General features: G+C 61.8%; 12 protein-coding genes and 3 pseudogenes. 7 read left to right on the top strand and 8 right to left on the bottom strand.

Features of this window, described 5'->3' with window-relative positions; all coding sequences use genetic code 11:
- Positions 1-7: 7 nt before the first annotated feature.
- The 3 genes from N2600_RS28040 to N2600_RS28030 are packed head-to-tail and all read right to left on the bottom strand — an operon-like array spanning position 8 to position 6,764.
- Positions 8-2,692, bottom strand: a complete 2,685-nt coding sequence (locus tag N2600_RS28040; protein WP_222282142.1) for a carbohydrate-binding protein — start codon at positions 2,690-2,692, stop codon at positions 8-10.
- Between the two features lie 11 nt (positions 2,693-2,703).
- Positions 2,704-6,243, bottom strand: a complete 3,540-nt coding sequence (locus tag N2600_RS28035; protein WP_222282141.1) for a molybdopterin cofactor-binding domain-containing protein — start codon at positions 6,241-6,243, stop codon at positions 2,704-2,706.
- Entirely contained in the window at positions 6,240-6,764 is a 525-nt protein-coding gene (locus N2600_RS28030) for a (2Fe-2S)-binding protein (RefSeq protein WP_222282140.1), read from the bottom strand. The genes N2600_RS28035 and N2600_RS28030 overlap by 4 nt, the downstream gene beginning before the upstream one ends.
- Positions 6,765-7,116: 352 nt before the next feature.
- Here N2600_RS28030 and N2600_RS28025 point away from each other — a divergent pair, with 352 nt between their 5' ends.
- The 6 genes from N2600_RS28025 (at position 7,117) to N2600_RS28000 (ending at position 12,278) form a co-directional block, all read left to right on the top strand.
- On the top strand, positions 7,117-8,253 hold the full coding sequence (locus tag N2600_RS28025) for an FAD-dependent monooxygenase (RefSeq protein WP_222282139.1): 1,137 nt from the start codon (positions 7,117-7,119) through the stop codon (positions 8,251-8,253).
- Positions 8,250-9,047 carry an alpha/beta fold hydrolase gene (locus tag N2600_RS28020; protein ID WP_222282138.1) on the top strand — a complete coding sequence of 266 codons (798 nt, stop codon included), beginning with the start codon at positions 8,250-8,252 and terminating at the stop codon, positions 9,045-9,047. Before N2600_RS28025 ends, N2600_RS28020 begins: the two co-directional genes overlap by 4 nt.
- 90 nt (positions 9,048-9,137) lie before the next feature.
- Positions 9,138-9,890 (top strand): maleate cis-trans isomerase family protein, encoded by a 753-nt coding sequence (locus N2600_RS28015; protein ID WP_311319304.1) that lies wholly within the window; start codon positions 9,138-9,140, stop codon positions 9,888-9,890.
- Between the two features lie 55 nt (positions 9,891-9,945).
- Positions 9,946-10,587, top strand: a complete 642-nt coding sequence (locus N2600_RS28010) for an N-carbamoylsarcosine amidohydrolase (RefSeq protein WP_164023532.1) — start codon at positions 9,946-9,948, stop codon at positions 10,585-10,587.
- 45 nt (positions 10,588-10,632) lie between these two features.
- On the top strand, positions 10,633-11,667 hold the full coding sequence (locus N2600_RS28005) for a hypothetical protein (RefSeq protein ID WP_012759952.1): 1,035 nt from the start codon (positions 10,633-10,635) through the stop codon (positions 11,665-11,667).
- Positions 11,668-11,795: 128 nt separating this feature from the next.
- Positions 11,796-12,278, top strand: coding sequence for a MarR family winged helix-turn-helix transcriptional regulator (locus tag N2600_RS28000; protein ID WP_260299465.1), 483 nt, complete (start codon positions 11,796-11,798; stop codon positions 12,276-12,278).
- 565 nt (positions 12,279-12,843) lie between these two features.
- On the opposite strand, the pseudogene N2600_RS27995 reads toward N2600_RS28000, so the two are convergent.
- A pseudogene (locus tag N2600_RS27995) lies at positions 12,844-13,146 on the bottom strand (type II toxin-antitoxin system RelE/ParE family toxin).
- Positions 13,143-13,451, bottom strand: coding sequence for a type II toxin-antitoxin system RelB/DinJ family antitoxin (locus N2600_RS27990; RefSeq protein ID WP_130728018.1), 309 nt, complete (start codon positions 13,449-13,451; stop codon positions 13,143-13,145). The pseudogene N2600_RS27995 and the gene N2600_RS27990 overlap by 4 nt, the downstream one beginning before the upstream one ends.
- A gap of 722 nt (positions 13,452-14,173) precedes the next feature.
- On the opposite strand from N2600_RS27990, the pseudogene N2600_RS27985 reads away from it, so the two are divergent.
- Positions 14,174-14,415 (top strand): annotated as a pseudogene (locus N2600_RS27985) (integrase core domain-containing protein); the annotation flags it as partial.
- A gap of 22 nt (positions 14,416-14,437) precedes the next feature.
- Here the strand turns inward: N2600_RS27985 and N2600_RS34525 are convergent.
- The 3 genes and pseudogenes from N2600_RS34525 to N2600_RS27975 all read right to left on the bottom strand — a co-directional run bounded on the left by N2600_RS34525 (position 14,438) and on the right by N2600_RS27975 (position 15,535).
- Complete coding sequence (locus N2600_RS34525; RefSeq protein WP_311319309.1) at positions 14,438-14,689, bottom strand: twin-arginine translocation signal domain-containing protein; 252 nt, start codon at positions 14,687-14,689, stop codon at positions 14,438-14,440.
- Positions 14,678-14,860 (bottom strand): annotated as a pseudogene (locus tag N2600_RS34520) (isochorismatase family protein); the annotation flags it as partial. The pseudogene N2600_RS34520 and the gene N2600_RS34525, both read right to left, overlap by 12 nt.
- A 9-nt stretch (positions 14,861-14,869) precedes the next feature.
- The gene (locus tag N2600_RS27975; RefSeq protein ID WP_222282137.1) at positions 14,870-15,535 is read right to left on the bottom strand and encodes a TetR/AcrR family transcriptional regulator; all 666 of its coding nucleotides are present in this window, start codon (positions 15,533-15,535) and stop codon (positions 14,870-14,872) included.
- Positions 15,536-15,540 lie beyond the last annotated feature (5 nt).

Below are 15,540 nucleotides of genomic sequence, written 5' to 3'. Positions count from 1 at the left end.
CTTCCAGTCAGTGTCTCAACGGGATGAGTTTCGGTGCGGCGGACAGGCCGCCCTTGTCGGCGGCGTCCCCGAGATATGGCGTGTTGGTGTAGTAGCGGTTTGCCGCCGTGTTGGCGACGCGCAGCTCCAGCGAATGGACGCCGGGCCGCAACCGCCCCAGCGCGAAACGATAGGGCCGCCAGCCGCGCCGGTCGATCTGCCGGCCATCGAGGCGGGCGGTGACCACGGTTGCGACCTCAGGCAACTCTAAAAACCAGTCGGCCTCGTCGCCGATCTCCAGCGCCAGCCGGTAGATACCGGTCCCGGAGAAATCGGCAAATCCCTGCGTCTCCCATCCGGTCTCGACCGAGATCGGCACGAATGTCGCATCGGCTCCCGGCGCGAAACGCCAACCATCGACAAGCGGGACGGCGCGCGCGGCGTCAAGTGGCGGCCGGGTCATGAGACGGCCCTTTCCCGCGCCCTGCTGCGCCGTCTGACGCAGGCGGATGCAGCGCGCTTCCTGCGGGTCGAGCGTGACCGCCAGGTGGCTGAAGACAACGGCCCCCGTCACCGTGCCCGTCGTGGCGGACCACACTTCGCAGTCAAATCCGTCACCGAAGGAAATTTCGTTTTCCAGCGGCGTTGCCCCATCGTTGAAGAGAACGATCCGCCACCAGCCATCGGCATCGTATCCGACCCATTGCCACGGCCTGTCGGCGGATTGGCCGGTGATGACAGGGCCAGACGGCGCAACCCGCGCCAGCAGCGCGTCGATATCGCTGCCGCCCGGCATCCGGTCGATATGCGTGGACGCCACCTCATTCACGCGATCGGCCGCATCGCAGACGGTCGATAGGCGATCGCCGGAGGACCAGACCACGCCGCCGGCGGCGCGGAACGCCTCCAGCGCCCGCAGCGTTTCCCCTGTCTCCAGCACAGTCACCGATGGCAGGATCACCGCATCGAAAGCAAGCCCGCAGACCAGCATGCGGCCGCCCTCGGTCCTCGCCTTCGCCACGTCGGCCTCGCTGACGAACATGAAGTCGGAGCGCCTGGCCAGAAGCCCTTCACACCATGCGCCGATATGGGTGGCGTGGCTGTGGCGCGGCCCCTCCGCGAAGGCGGTCTGAAGCGGATAAAGGATCGCCACTGGGGTGTGGGGCGTGGCCGGCTCTATGAAGGCGGAAATCCGTGCCGTCTCCTCGGCAAACAGATCGTGGTAGCTCCACCATGGCTCGAAATTGATGCCTGGCCCGAAATCGAAACGTGGATTGGAAAACGGCGTCGGATCGTTGTCGCGCCCGTCCGTCTGGTAGACGCCGTGCCAGAGGAATTGCCGGGTCCCGAGGCAGTGAAGCCGGATGGCCTGCGCCCGCATCGTCTCCAGCGTCAGTTCCCATTGCCCGGCGGCACGCACGGGCGTTCGCTCGGCGCTGGCATAGGTTTCGACGACGCATCGGCTGCGACCATTCGAACGGGCAACGGAATCGCCGAGCTTCGGCGCCAGCTGCGCCACGAAATTGTTGGAATCGACCACCGTCTCGTGCCGGTAGGCATCGATGCCGAAGAAATCCACGGCAAGCGCCACCCTGGGGTCGATGCTGGTAAAACCGCCGTTCAGCGACCACGAACTGATATGCGGCAGGATCTCGTGCCCGGTGAGGACAATCCCCCTGCCCTCGGCCCATCGGCGCAACGTGCCGGAAAAGGCCTCGTTCATCAGCGCCGAATATGCGGCGTAGAATTGCGCACGCAGCCGCAGGGTTTCAGGCCCGACGTCACGCACTAGAGCCAGCAGGCCCCTGGCGAAGGTCTCGCCTGTGCCGCGCGACACGGCGTCCGGCAGGGTTGGCGCAAAGAGCAGGCTGTTGCCGAGGTGACCTGATAATTGGTCCCATTTGTAGAAACCCGCCGCCGGCTGGTCGTAGAACACGAAGCCGACGGGGTCTGGCACGAGATCACCGAGCACCTCGACCAACGGGTCGAGCCCGACCTCGATGAACCGCTCCGCTGCCTCTGGCAGGAGATAATTGATCAGCCGCGAGGTCGTCGACCGGGCGCTGACGAACACCGTGAGCATCTGCCCCTCGGCGGGTACACCGTCGAACAGGTAGGTGCACGACGTTCGGTCGCTTTCGACGACGAATGTCCGCGCCGTGACGTCGACCACCTGGTCGAGGCTGTCGATGCCGACCGACGGATGCAGCAGCGCTGCCTCGACGGTCCACTGGCACCACTCGACGATGCTGCCCTCATACTGCCACGCGACGATATCGGCGCCCATCTTGCGGGTGAACGGCGGATGGACGCCGCTGATCTCGCCCTGCGCCCCTCCCGAGGACGACCAGAACAGGTGGCGCTCGCGCAGGTCGTCGCGGTCCACGACCGTCCGGCCGCCGGCGTGACCGCTGATCCAGTTGTAATCGTCGTAGATTCCGAGCTTCAGGCCCAGCTTGCCGGCAATCTCAGCCGCAACACGATAGGCGTCCAGATAGGCCGGCGACAGGTAGTCATCGCGCGACATTGCGAGACGGGCCTGGATCAGGATCGTGCCGATCCCCTTCTGTTTGAAATCGGCGAGCTGCGCGTGGCAAACATCCTCTGTCGGAATCAAATGCCAGAACCAATAGGCCGACGGGCGAAACGCGGCTGTCGGGTTCTCGAACAAGTCGCGGCCGCCGATATCCTGTCCGGTTCGGATCTGCTCCAACTCGTCTCTCCCTAGTGGCTTGCTGCCGTCACGCGTTGCATGGCTTTGGTCGTTTCCGTCCAGGCCGGCTTGTCGGGGGCGAAGCGCGCTCTCAGATAATCAGCGAGATCCTTGATCTGGCCGTCGTTCAGCGTCTGGCGGAAAGCCGGCATCGACATCACCTCCGGGGCTTGGCGGCCGGTCGTCTGCGCCAGGATTGCCGGCGCCTCGACACCGTTCAGTATTGCCTGGATAAGATTGTCAGGGGTCGCCGCATGAAGGTTGCTGTTGAGCGCCAGCGACGACAGGATCGTGTTTCCAGTGTGGCATGTGGCGCAGGCGCCACTAAACAGCCGCTCGCCCTTCGGCGATATGCGCGCGGCGGAAGCCTTGGCCGCTTCACTCGCGGCAATGGCCGCCTCGCTCTGCGCCTTGCTATCGGCCAGGCCCCCGTTGAGGCTTGAGAGATATGTGGCCATGGCGCGGATATCGCTGTCCGGCAGCGGCTGCATGACCTCGACGACATGCGCCATCGGGCCAGCGGCACTGCCGTGATCGCGCGAATGTCCGGTGCGCAGGTAGTCATAGAAGGCGTCTGCCGTCCAGCCGACCGGGCCGTTGGCGAACGCATTCAGGGCCGGCGCCTCCCAGCCATCGGCAAAGCCGCCGGAAAGCCGGGCGCTGCCGCTCTTTTCCGCGCCGAGCGCATTTCGGTCCGTGTGGCAGGCCGAGCAGTGGCCCAAGGTCTCGACGAGATAGGCCCCCCTGTTCCACTGCGCATCGCGGGTCTCGACATATTTGAACGGCTGCGCCTTCAGGAACAGCGCGTTCCAGCCCGCCATCATCGCGCGGATGCTGTAGGGGAATTTGAGCTTCGTCTCAGGCGCCTTTTCGGCGCCCGGCGCCTGCGTCATCATGTAGGCGTAGAGCGCCTGAAGATCGGCATCCTCGGCGCCGGCGAATGAGGTGTAGGGGTGCGCGGGATAGAGGTGATGGCCGTCGCGGCTGATGCCCTCGCGCATGGCACGTTCGAAGGCCGGGTAGGACCAGGCGCCGATGCCGCTTTGGACATCGGGCGTAATGTTGGTGGCATAAACTGCGCCAAATGGCGTGTCGAAGCGCCGGCCACCGGCAAAGGGTGTTCCGTCGTTTCCGACATGGCAGACATTGCAGGCGCCGGCCGCCGCCGCCAGCCGGCCGCGCTCGATGGTGGCGGCGCTGTAGACATTGGCGTCCGGCTTCTGGATGGTGCCGATCGCCGGGCGCCATGGCGATGCCATGGTCACGATACCGGACAGAGCGGCGACGGCACCGATCGCCGACAGGCCGACGTTCCACCACCTCTGCTTTTTTGCGACCGGGGTGGCCGGCGTTTCGTCCGTCTTGCCGTTCAGCGCGGCAAGGACCAGTTCCGGCGTCAGCGGCAGTTCGCGGAAACGAATGCCGGTGGCATCGTAGACGGCATTGGCGATGGCCGAGGCGCTGGGAACGGAGGCGGACTCTCCGACGCCGAGCGGCGGCTCGTCCTGCCGCGGCACCATCAGCACGTCGATATCAGGTACCTCGGGGAAGGTAATCAGCGGATAGCCGCCCCATTCCTTCGACTGCACCGCAGTCGAGGAAAATTCGACCTTTTCCTTCAGCACCCGGCTGGTGGACTGAATGATGTTGCCGTGGATCTGGTGGCGCACACCGTCGGGATTGATCATCATTCCCGAGTCCTGCGCGCATGTCACCTTGGTAACCGCGATCTCGCCGGTCTTCTTGTTGACGGCGACATCGGCAACCCATGCAGCCCAGGCGGCGGCCTTGCCCGGAAACGGCCCGTGGACGTAGACGGCATAGGCAAATCCACGGCCGTAGAGCAGATCGCCTTCGCCGCCGAGCGTGCCCCACGTCGTATGCGGCACCCACTTCGCCCGTTCGGCAAGCGCGTGCACCAGGTCGACGGCGCGTGGGTCGTGGAGATAACGGAGCCGGTACTCGACCGGATCGACGCCGGCGGCGGCGGCCAGCTCGTCGACGTAGCATTCGTGGGCGAATGTATTCGGCATCGCCGACACGCCACGGAACCAGGAGGCGCGCGCGATCGGCGGCATGTCGTGCACGGTTACGCGCAGGTTGCCGTAGGCATAGGGTGGGATGGCGGTACGATCGCCCATCTGCACGACGTCGGAAACGGGCGGCAGCTTGCCGGTGAGGATCAGGGGAAGGGTTGGCGCCAGATTGGAGGGATAGCGCGTTTCGAAATCATAGGCGGACGGACCGCCCTCCAGGTCGAGACCGCCGCGCACATCCATGATCTGGGCGGCGCCCTTCGGCTCCCAGGCATGTTCCTGGTCGCGCGTCAGCTGGACCCGGACGGGTGCCTTAACGGCCCGCGACAGCAGCGCCGCATCGGCTGTTACGTCATCGGCGCAGTTGCGGCCGTAACAGCCGGCCGCCTCCAGCCGCTCGACTCTAATCTGCTCTTCCGGCATGTCGAGCAGCAGCGCCAGATCGCGGCGCATGGGATAAGGGTTCTGGGTTCCCGACCAGACGGTCAGCCCGGCGTCATTGTAATCGGCCACCGCGCAGGACGGCCCGATCGAGCCGTGCATCTGGTAAGGCCAGACATAGGTGCGGTTCATCGGCTGGGCGCTGCCGGCCAATGCCATGTCGACATTGCCGCGATCGGCAAGCTTGCGTGGCGTCGACGGATTGGCACGCAGCGCCTTCTCCGGCATGTTCAGATCCGGCCACTCGGGCGGCGCGCGCCACACGACCTTCAGGCTCCCGGACGCCTCGATGGCGATTTCCTCGCGGGTCGCGACAACACCGACGAAATCACCGATGGCGACGACGCCGACCAGCCCGTCGATATGCGCGACCGAGGTCTCGTCGATCGAGATCAGGCTGTTTCCGACATGCTCACCGTGATCGAATCCGGCATATGGCGGGCGAATAACGCGGCCATGCAGCATGCCAGGCACGCGCACATCGTGGACATAGGTCCAGCGCCCGGTTGCCTTCTCGGGAATATCGACGCGCGGGCGCGACGAGCCAACCAGTTTATAGTCCGACGCCGGCTTCAGCGCCGCATTGCTTTCGATCGACAGCCTGACATGGCTGCCGACGACAACATCGCCGAAGTTCAGCTGCCAGTTCTCGCCGCCGTCGGCACGGATGATGCCGTCCTCCAGCCGCAGCCGCTCAATCGGCACGCCGACCTTCTCGGCGGCCTTGACGAGCAGATGGTGGCGGGCGGTGGCGGCGGCCTGGCGCAGCGGTATCGCGGTGATCTGGATGGTTTCGCTGGCAATGGTCGCCCCCTGGTTGGGCGCGGCGGTCGTCGTGCCGAGCACCATGTCCACCTGTTCGAACGGCACGCTGAGCTCTTCGGCGACGATTTGCGCCAGCGACGTGCGGATGCCTGTCCCGAGATCGACGTGGCCGTTGAACGCTGTCACCCGGCTATCAGCCCCGACAGCGATATAAAGCTCGGCGGCGTCGCCCATCGACGCGTCATTGACAATCAGAAGCGTGCTCGCGGCTGCCATGTAGGCGGACTTGGGTGCTTCGCGGTGGTTCATCGCGAAACCTCCGTCATGTCGTTGGTCATCGAATCGACTGGCCGGCCGGCTTTGGTAAGGGTTACGGCGCGCCGCACAGCGGCCAGTATCTCAACATGCGTTCCGCACCGGCAGAGATGGTGCCGCAGAGCATCGCGAATATCGCTCTCGTCGGGATCCGTATTTCGCTGAAGCAGTCCAACCGTGGCGATGATCATGCCGTTGAGGCAATACCCGCATTGCGCCGCCGCCTCTTCGATGAAAGCCTGCTGTACCGGGTGCAGAAGCCCATCCACCGCCAGCCCCTCGAGCGTGATCACGCGTCGTTTGCCGATCGCGCCAAGCGGCACAGTACAAGACCGCACCGGACGGCCGTCAACCAGAACCGCGCAGGCGCCGCATTCGCCCAGGCCACAGCCATATTTCGGTCCATTCAGGCACAGGTCGTTACGCAAGATGTAAAGAAGCGGTGTTTCCGGTTTCGCGCTAACGCGCCAAAGAGCGTCGTTGACATTCAGTGAAACGGAAACGGGAGGCTTCACGGGAACTCCTCCAGCATCGCGCAAATAGCCAAGCCTTTTGCTACTGGACGGATCGCTATACGGCGGGCGCCTTGGCGGCGCGTGCGCATCATAACGATGCGACTGTCACCGACATCACGCATCTACTGCCCCTCATTTTTATATAAATAGCGTATACGCTTCATATGGAGAGCTGGCAAGTCGAATTTCGTTGTTGCAAACGTGGAAAAACGCGTTACGCTGGGGTATCCATCTAGGCCAGCCGGCCACGAATGCTTGTCTCGCTGTTACATTTTAAAGCGTATACGCTATAAGTAAGCCAATTCGCCTATCGCCAGAGCGATACGTTGAAAAACGGAAAAAAGGGGTCGCCATGTCCACGGGAAATGAGAAAATCGCGATCATCGGTGCCGGTCTCGGCGGCGCGGCAGCGGGGGCGCTGCTCCAGCATGCCGGCTTCAACGTCCAGATCTTTGAACAGGCCCCGAGCTTTTCCCGCCTCGGCGCCGGCATCCACATGGGACCGAATGTCCTGAAGATCTTCCAGCGCATCGGCATGGACCAGAAGCTGATCGATATCAGCAGCACGCCGGCCTATTGGTTCAGCCGGGATGGCCTGACGGGAGACTATCTCTCCCGCATTCCGCTCGAAGGTTATGGAGCGACCTATTGTACCGTCCATCGCGGCGATCTCTCTGCCTTGCAGATGGACACCATGACTCCCGGCACCGTCCAGTTCAACAAGCGATTGACCCGTCTCGAAGACAATGGCTCGAATGTCTACCTCGAATTCCAGGACGGCACCTCGGCGCGTGCCACGATCGTGATCGGTGCCGACGGCATCAATTCGCGCGTCCGCGAGACATTGCTGGGCGCCGAAAAGCCGCACTATAGCGGCTGGGTCGGTCATCGCGCGATGATCTCGGCGGAAAAGCTGAAGAAGTTCGACCTGACCTTCGAGGATTGCGTCAAGTGGTGGGGGCCGGATCGCCACATGATGGTCTATTACACCACCAGCCGCCGCGACGAATATTACTACGTGACCGGCGTCCCGCACCCCGCCTGGGAATTCGACGGCGCTTTCGTGCAGAGCAGCCGCGAAGAAATGTCGGAAGCCTTTGCCGGATACCATCCGGTCATCCAGGCGCTGATCGAAGCCACCGACGACGTCACCAAGTGGCCGCTGTTCAACCGTAACCCGCTACCGCTCTGGAGCCAGGGCCGCATGGTCCTGCTCGGCGATGCCTGCCACCCGATGAAGCCGCATATGGCTCAGGGTGCCGCCATGGCGATCGAGGATGCGGCCATGCTGGCACGATGCCTGGAGGAAACCGGATCGCAGGATTACGCGACCGCCTTCCGCCTCTATGAGGCCAGCCGACGCGATCGCGCGACGCAGGTTCAGACCGTGTCCAACGCCAATACGTTCCTGCAGACGCAGGAAGATCCTTCATGGGTCTACGGCTACGACGTCTATGCCGAGCCTATCCTCGACAAGAGCGTCGCATGAGCGCGGCCCTTCTCTACGGCGCGAATGTCTCTGCCAACGGCATTCGCCAGCATTACCTCCGCTATGGCGGCAAGGGTCGGCCGGTCATCCTCACTCCCGGCATCACCAGCCCGGCGATCACCTGGGGCTTCGTTGCCGAACGCCTTGCCGAACGCCATGACGTCTACGTTCTCGATGTCAGGGGCCGCGGCCTCTCCTCGACCGGTCCGGATCTCGACTACGGTCTCGATGCCATGGCCGCCGACGTCATCGGCCTTGCCCAGGCGCTCGGTGTTGGCGCTCCTGCGCTGCTTGGCCATTCGATGGGTGCGCGCATCGCCATGCGGGCGGCAAATACCGGGGGCGAGTTCTCCCGCCTCGCCCTTATCGATCCCCCAGTCTCCGGGCCGGGCCGCCGGCCTTATCCGAGCAAGCTGCCCTGGTATGTCGATAGCATTCGCCTCGCGCTGGCAGGCATCGATGCCGAGGGCATGAAGGCGTTTTGCCCGACATGGACGGAAAGCCAGCTGCAGTTGCGCGCCGAATGGCTGCACACCTGCTTCGAGCCTGCCATCGTCACCGCCTTCGAGGACTTCCACAAGGACGACATCTTCCCGGATTTCGCCACACTGAAGCAGCCGTCGATGTTGATGGTCGCGGGACGTGGCGGGGTGATTGCGCCGGAAGATGAAGCGGAAATCCGTGGGCTCAATCCCGCTATCGAGATCAGCCGCGTCCCGAATGCCGGCCACATGATCCCTTGGGACGATCTCGACGGCTTCTTCGAGGCGCTTGGAGATTTCCTCTCTCGATAAACGCCAATGGCGGGTCTTTGGCCCGCCATTTTTTATTGCCGCAGCGAGAGCGCCCAACGTGCGCCCGCTCACTCATCAAAGGAGCCGTCCGTGCAGAAACCCTATCTTATCGGCCAGATCGTGCCAAGTTCCAACACGACGATGGAGACGGAAATTCCGGCGATGCTGATGGCTCGCCAGCTGATCCGCCCGGAGCGCTTCACCTTCCATTCCAGCCGCATGCGCATGAAGAAGGTGGTCAAGGAAGAACTGGCCGCCATGGACGCCGAATCCGATCGGTGCGCCATCGAACTGTCCGATGCCCGCGTCGACGTGTTGGGATATGCCTGCCTCGTCGCCATCATGGCGATGGGCCTCGGCTACCATCGCCAGTCGGAAAAGCGACTGACCGGCCGCACGCAGGAAAACGACACGAACATCCCGGTCGTCACCAGCGCCGGCGCCCTGATCGAGGGCCTGAAGGTGATGAAGGCGAAGAAGATCGCCGTCGTCGCGCCCTATATGAAGCCGCTGACCGAACTCGTCGTGAACTATATTCGCGAGGAAGGCTTCGAAGTGATGGATTGGCGGGCGCTTGAAATTCCCGACAATCTGGATGTTGCCCGCCACGATCCGGAAAACCTGCCGGCCATCGTCCAGACGCTCGATCTTTCCGATGTCGATGTCATCGTGCTTTCGGCCTGCGTGCAGATGCCGTCGCTGCCCGTCATCGCCAAGGTCGAGGCCATGACCGGCAAACCGGTGCTCACCGCCGCCGTGGCGACCACCTATTGCATGCTGAAATCACTGGGACTGGAAGCCGTCGTGCCGGGTGCCGGCGCGCTCCTGTCCGGCGCTTATTAAACCTGAATTTGTCGTTTCCGGCCGCATTGCGGCGGAGGAAAACAAGGAGTGCCCCATGCAGAGTGCTGAAACCAACTATCAGGGCGTTTGGGGCAACCGCATCGGTTTCGGCCGGCGGCCGGCCCTTCTGGTGATCGACTTCCTGAAGGCCTACACGGTGGAAGGTGCGCCGCTCTATGCGCCGGGTGTCGTCGATGCCGTCGCACAAACACCAGCACTTCTGGCTGTGGCGCGCGCCGCAGGCATTCCCGTCATCCACACCCGCATTCTCTATCTCGCCGAGAACTGCGCCGATGGCGGCATGTGGGTGAAGAAGGCTCCGGTCATGAAGGCCATGGTCGAGGGCAACGTGCTGGCCGAATTCTGCGATGGTGTCGAGCCGGAAAAGGGCGAGCTGGTCATCGTCAAGCAATATGCCAGCGCCTTTTTCGGCACCAGCCTTGCCTCTCTGCTTCACACCCAGGGTATCGATACCGTCATTCTTGCCGGATGCTCGACAAGCGGCTGCATTCGCGCAAGTGCGGTGGATGCCGTCCAGCACGGGTTCCGGACCATCGTCGTGCGCGATTGCGTCGGCGACCGGCACCCCGATCCGCACAATGCCAACCTCTTCGATATCGACAGCAAGTATGGCGATGTCGTTTCGAGGGAGGATGCCATCGCCGAAATCGCCAAGATCAAGTCCGACTGTCCGTAACTTTGCAAAAACAGCCAAGCCTTCACGTAAGATAGGGGAACGAGCATGGATCAATTCAGCTTCACCGAAATCTGCCTGCATCAGTTGAAGATGTCGGGCGTCCACGAGGGCGAAAAACTCATCGTCCTGACCCAGGGCAACGAGCGCCTCGATTATGCCGACGCCTTCATGGCGGCGGGCATGCGTCTTGGGGCCAAGATGTATCACATGCGTTTGCCGCCGGTGCCACCGGCGGGTGCATGGGCCGTCGGCCAGACGGGCCTTGCGGCCATGCCTGACGCGGTCGAGGCCCTGAAGGCCGCCGACATGCTGATCGATTGCATCTTCCTGCTGTTCAGCCCGGAACAGATGGCCATCCAGGCGGCCGGAACGCGCATCCTGACCGCCGTCGAACCGCCGGAAATTCTTGCCCGCATGTTGCCGACAAAGGAACTACGCGAGCGCGTGGAATTTGCCGGAGACCTGCTCTCCAAGGCGAAGGTGATGCGGATCACCTCGGACCATGGCACGGATGTCACCTACAAACTCAACACCTATCCGGCCGTCACGGAATATGCGTGCACCGACGAGCCGGGCCGCTGGGATCATTGGCCATCCGGTTTTGTCTTCACCGGTGGTGACGATGACGGCGTCGACGGTACGATCGTCGTTGCTCCGGGCGATATTCTGCTGCCGCAGAACATTTACGTGCGCGATCCGATCTACTACACCATTGAAAACGGTTGGATCACCGACATTCGCGGCGGCCTCGACGCCGAACTGGTCAAATCCTACATGGACGGTTTCAACGATCCGCGTGGCATGGGCATGAGCCATGTCGGCTGGGGTCTTAATCAGAACGCCAAGTGGCATCGCATGGTGCCCGGCGAATTTCCGGGTGGCATGGGCATGGAAGCCCGCTCGTTCTACGGCAATGTCATGTTCTCGACCGGCCCGAACAATGAACTGGGCGGCCCGAACGACACGGCCTGCCATCTCGATATCCCGATGCGTAATTGCTCGCTCTTTCTCGACGATGAGCCGATGGTCCTGAACGGCGATATCGCCGTCAAGGAAATGAAACACACCGTCAAATCCTGATCACAACCCACCTGCTTGGCGTGAAAACACGCCAAGCAGCTCGAGCCTCGTATGCCTTGACCGGTGAAACATGCTGTGGTGTTTCCTGCATGGACGCACTCGACGCCGCAACCGATGGACCCGCTAACATGACTGTCAAAGACACCGAACGCCCACGCGAAGCCGCGGTGTCTGAAACCGTCTATGATGTTACCGAGCAAGTGGGCCACTTGCTGCGCAAAGCCTATCAGCGGCATCTCTCGATCTTCCAGGCCAACGCCAGTGACCCAGACCTGACATCCATCCAGTTCGTCACGCTCTGCGCGCTACACGATCTCGGCCCGAGCTCGCAGGTCGAATTGGTGAAGGCCACCTCGGTCGATCAGGCGACCATCCGCGGCATCGTCGAGCGTCTGAAAGCACGTGGATTGATCGATTTGTCCAAAGACAAAGCCGACGCCCGCAAGGTCGTGATTTCTCTCCTGCCCAAGGGAGAGGCGCTCCTTCAGGACATGTACCCGCGTGCATATCTCATCAGCGAAAAAACCGTCTCTCCCCTCAATCCGGCGGAGAGAATTGCGCTGCTGTATCTTCTTCGCAAAATCGCGGACGATGAGGTTGGAGAGCGGTGACGAGCTTGGCGCCCGACCGATGCACCGGCCTGGTCGCCCAAATGCCTCAGGAGTTGCTGATGGTCGCGGCAAGACTTTAGGCTCAATTCCATATAGGTGTTGGTGACGATCTTTGCTTTGGAGCGACAAGGCGCTCCATAACGCGTTTCATCGCGCCTTCTGGTTGAAGTCGTTCCCCGTGAATGCTGACTAACATAGTGAGGTAGCTGGGGAGGCGAGCGGTCGACACGCCTCGATGCGTTCGATTGAAGCGTGTCTCCATCAACTCGTGCCAGGAGTTGATCCGGCCGAGTCCCAAAGCTCCTTCGCGACCGATTGGTAGGCCTACTGCCTTCTCCTCTGGAGTCGGTTTTTTCGGAATGAAGACGTGGTGGGCGCTGCCTGTCGCCTCAGCCAGTTTCTGGTACCCCTGGACGGCGTCGGAGCAGATCACCGACTGCGGTTCCAGTGCTCCGCTCATCGCCGCTGTTGTTGCTCCCTGGCTAGCCAAAAAAATTTGCCTGCGGGCGGCCTATGTCTCGCCTTGAAAAGATTCGAACCACCGACCCGTTGATACTCAGCACGATTACAAGGCCTCGCGCTTTGGCAAAGTGTCTGCCCATTCCTGCGCGCCATGGAGGATGCGAAGAATACGAACCGCTGTTTCGGAAATTGCATATGCCGCGACGTACGGCGTGCCGTTAATCACCAGTTCGCGGGTGCCGGCAATTCTGCCAACACGACCGCTCGCAGGAAAATCTACTAACCGACGGACGGCAGCAACGATCCGCTCGTCGACCAGTATGGCGGCTCACGGATTTTCTGCTTCTATGTATGTGAAAAAGGCATCGCGATCCGATAACGCGAACGCAGACCAGGTAAGCTTCACGACTTGCGCGCACCCGCGTTAAGGCGGGCTGCCGCTCGACGTTCAGCGAAATGCGCCTCGACTTCATCATCTGATACGTCCGGTCGAATATCGTTCAGCGCTTCAAGTACCTTGGTGCGAAACCAAGCGTCATGGGCCTCGCTGCCTGAAAGAAGCTCCAGCGGCAGCGCACCTTCGTTGGCCGTTCGGGTGAGTAAGATACGAACCGCATCAGATACGGTCAGCCCCATATTTCCAAGCACTTCGGAGGCACGATCCCGAACCTCGGCATCGATACGAGTTTGTACCAGTGCATTTGCAGCCATAGCGTTCTCCACTTTTCGGCGACATGATAATGCAAATGAATGACAAACGCCATAGTGGTTTTTAGGACCGCCTTCGCCCGTTCTCGTTCCTCTGGTTGCTCTTGAATGTATCTGAAGCGACGAGCGCAATTTAAATCTGTTGTGTGCGGCGTAAAGCTCATTTATGGAACTGGGCGCTGCTCGTGTAGCCATTGCTAATCATGGGGACAAATCGCTGGGTCTGGGAAGGCCTCCCTGAAGCAAGCAACTGACGACGTAGACAGGGACCATCCCAGTGTCGACACTAATAAATGTCAAGTCGTCGGTTACCGGGAACGGAGCTTGCGACTTGACGCTCGAATCCAGCACGCACAACAATGCGACGCGACGGCCACCTCCGACGGCGTAACTCGCTGCTTGCTCAGCGAACTGTTTGCAATCCGGCAGAAGGCGCTTGTAGCGCTCAGATTTGAGCTCGATCCTGATGCCTCGAAACGTGAGATCGACTCTGCCGCCCGCGACGTGCCCTTGGACCTCAAGCTCGCTTCCGATGGCAGCGTTCGCTCGGAGGAAAGACTGGAAGTCCGCTTGAAAGTCTTTTCGTCAATTGGCTCAGGATATCGTTTGTCTTGTACGGCCTGCCCCATGAGATTTCCGACGGGGATAAGCAGTGCCAATAGGTCACGAATATCGTCACGGACAAGCTCCGCTCTTACGGCGCTGCACTGTGTCAGATCATCCCCAACGGACAGGTCGAGCGGATGAACCGGACGATCAAGGAAGCGACTGTCAAGCGCATCCATTACGAGATCACGCACAACTGAAAAAGCATCTGGCCGACTTCATTGAAGCCTACATTTCGGCCGCAGGCTCAAGACGCTAAAGGGCCTAACGCCCTACGAATTCATCTGCAAAACGATGGATTTTGGAGCCGGATCGACTCATCATCAATCCAATCCATCAAATGCCGGGACTAAACAGCTAGTCGCTAACGATTTACATTTTTATTAGCAGGCGGTCGCAGAATCCGGCTTGTTTGTCGTCGTGCCGGAGTGACGCGAAACGGCGGATCGCATCTCCCGTGGCAGCCGATGCCAGATAGACGGAAACAGGCTGGTCGCGCCCGCGGCGGCGATCCCGATCGCCGCGGTGGTCAGGAACCTGCGCCGGTCGCAGTTCGGGGATTCCGAGCCGCACTTGTGAGCATTTTGAAGAGCATGGTCATGGCATTGTCTCCTTGAAGCAGACGCCTTGGGCAAGACTTCGATGAGTTCGGCCGTCGTCAGAATAGCATGGGCGTAGGTCGGGCGGTTCAGCTTGTGCGCAGCATGCATCATTAGGTGAGAGAAGGCGGCCGTCGCGTCGCTCACCAAGGTCGCGAAATAACCGAGTTCCATGGCGAAGCGGGCGGTGGATTCGATACAGGTATTCCCGCCGGATCATCTCGATGCGAGGCCGGTCGTATTGCGCAGGTGATCGGGATGCGTGCCGCCGCCCATACTTCTCGCCACCATCGCGACGATGGTTTCGAAGAGTTCGTCCTTCGCCTCGACGGCAGTGATATCGCCTGACGCAGCGGCATAGGAGAGGGCTTCGGCAGCACCGAGCAGGGCCCAGAGGCCGGCTGCAGCGATCGTGCCGGCGCCGGCGAAGGGCGAAAGGGCAATGCGGCATTTCTCGATGAAGGCCGCTTCGTATTCGCGCTTGATCCTTTCGAGTTCCGGCGAGCCGGCAAGTGCTGCGATCACACCGGGGATTTCGCGGCCCTGAAGAAGCACGCAGTCGACATAGGAGGTGGCGATGACTGTGGCCCGGTCGGCGAGCGACGGCTGGCTTGCCGCAAGGGCTGCGTCCATCACAGCCGTCTGGCGGGCGTCGAATTCGCGGTAGAGCGCTGCGAGCAGGCCGGGGCGGGTTTCGAAATGATCATAGACCACGGGTTTCGTTACGCCCGCCAACTCGGAAAGCCGACCGAGGGTCAGCGCTTCCGTTCCTTCGTCACGGGCGATTTGCCAAGCGACGTCGAGCAACTGGCGATGCCGATCCTGCCGCGACAGGCGGCGGCGCGGTTGCGGATTGGTCGGCTGACCTTCGGCGCTTGACATCACTA

Origin of the sequence: Rhizobium sp. WSM1274 (genome assembly GCF_025200775.1) — a bacterium.
GTDB classification, from domain to species: domain Bacteria; phylum Pseudomonadota; class Alphaproteobacteria; order Rhizobiales; family Rhizobiaceae; genus Rhizobium; species Rhizobium leguminosarum_I.
The sequence above is the reverse complement of the archived record's forward strand: the minus strand, read 5'-3'. Positions and strand labels throughout refer to the sequence as shown.

What these genes read in the sequence shown, in the direction of transcription:
- N2600_RS28035 (WP_222282141.1), bottom strand. Translation starts at nt 6,243, where the DNA reads ATGAACCACCGCGAAGCACCCAAGTCCGCCTACATGGCAGCCGCGAGC.
- N2600_RS28025 (WP_222282139.1), top strand. Translation starts at nt 7,117, where the DNA reads ATGTCCACGGGAAATGAGAAAATCGCGATCATCGGTGCCGGTCTCGGC.
- N2600_RS28020 (WP_222282138.1), top strand. Translation starts at nt 8,250, where the DNA reads ATGAGCGCGGCCCTTCTCTACGGCGCGAATGTCTCTGCCAACGGCATT.
- N2600_RS28010 (WP_164023532.1), top strand. Translation starts at nt 9,946, where the DNA reads ATGCAGAGTGCTGAAACCAACTATCAGGGCGTTTGGGGCAACCGCATC.
- N2600_RS28005 (WP_012759952.1), top strand. Translation starts at nt 10,633, where the DNA reads ATGGATCAATTCAGCTTCACCGAAATCTGCCTGCATCAGTTGAAGATG.
- N2600_RS28000 (WP_260299465.1), top strand. Translation starts at nt 11,796, where the DNA reads ATGACTGTCAAAGACACCGAACGCCCACGCGAAGCCGCGGTGTCTGAA.
- N2600_RS27990 (WP_130728018.1), bottom strand. Translation starts at nt 13,451, where the DNA reads ATGGCTGCAAATGCACTGGTACAAACTCGTATCGATGCCGAGGTTCGG.
- N2600_RS27975 (WP_222282137.1), bottom strand. Translation starts at nt 15,535, where the DNA reads ATGTCAAGCGCCGAAGGTCAGCCGACCAATCCGCAACCGCGCCGCCGC.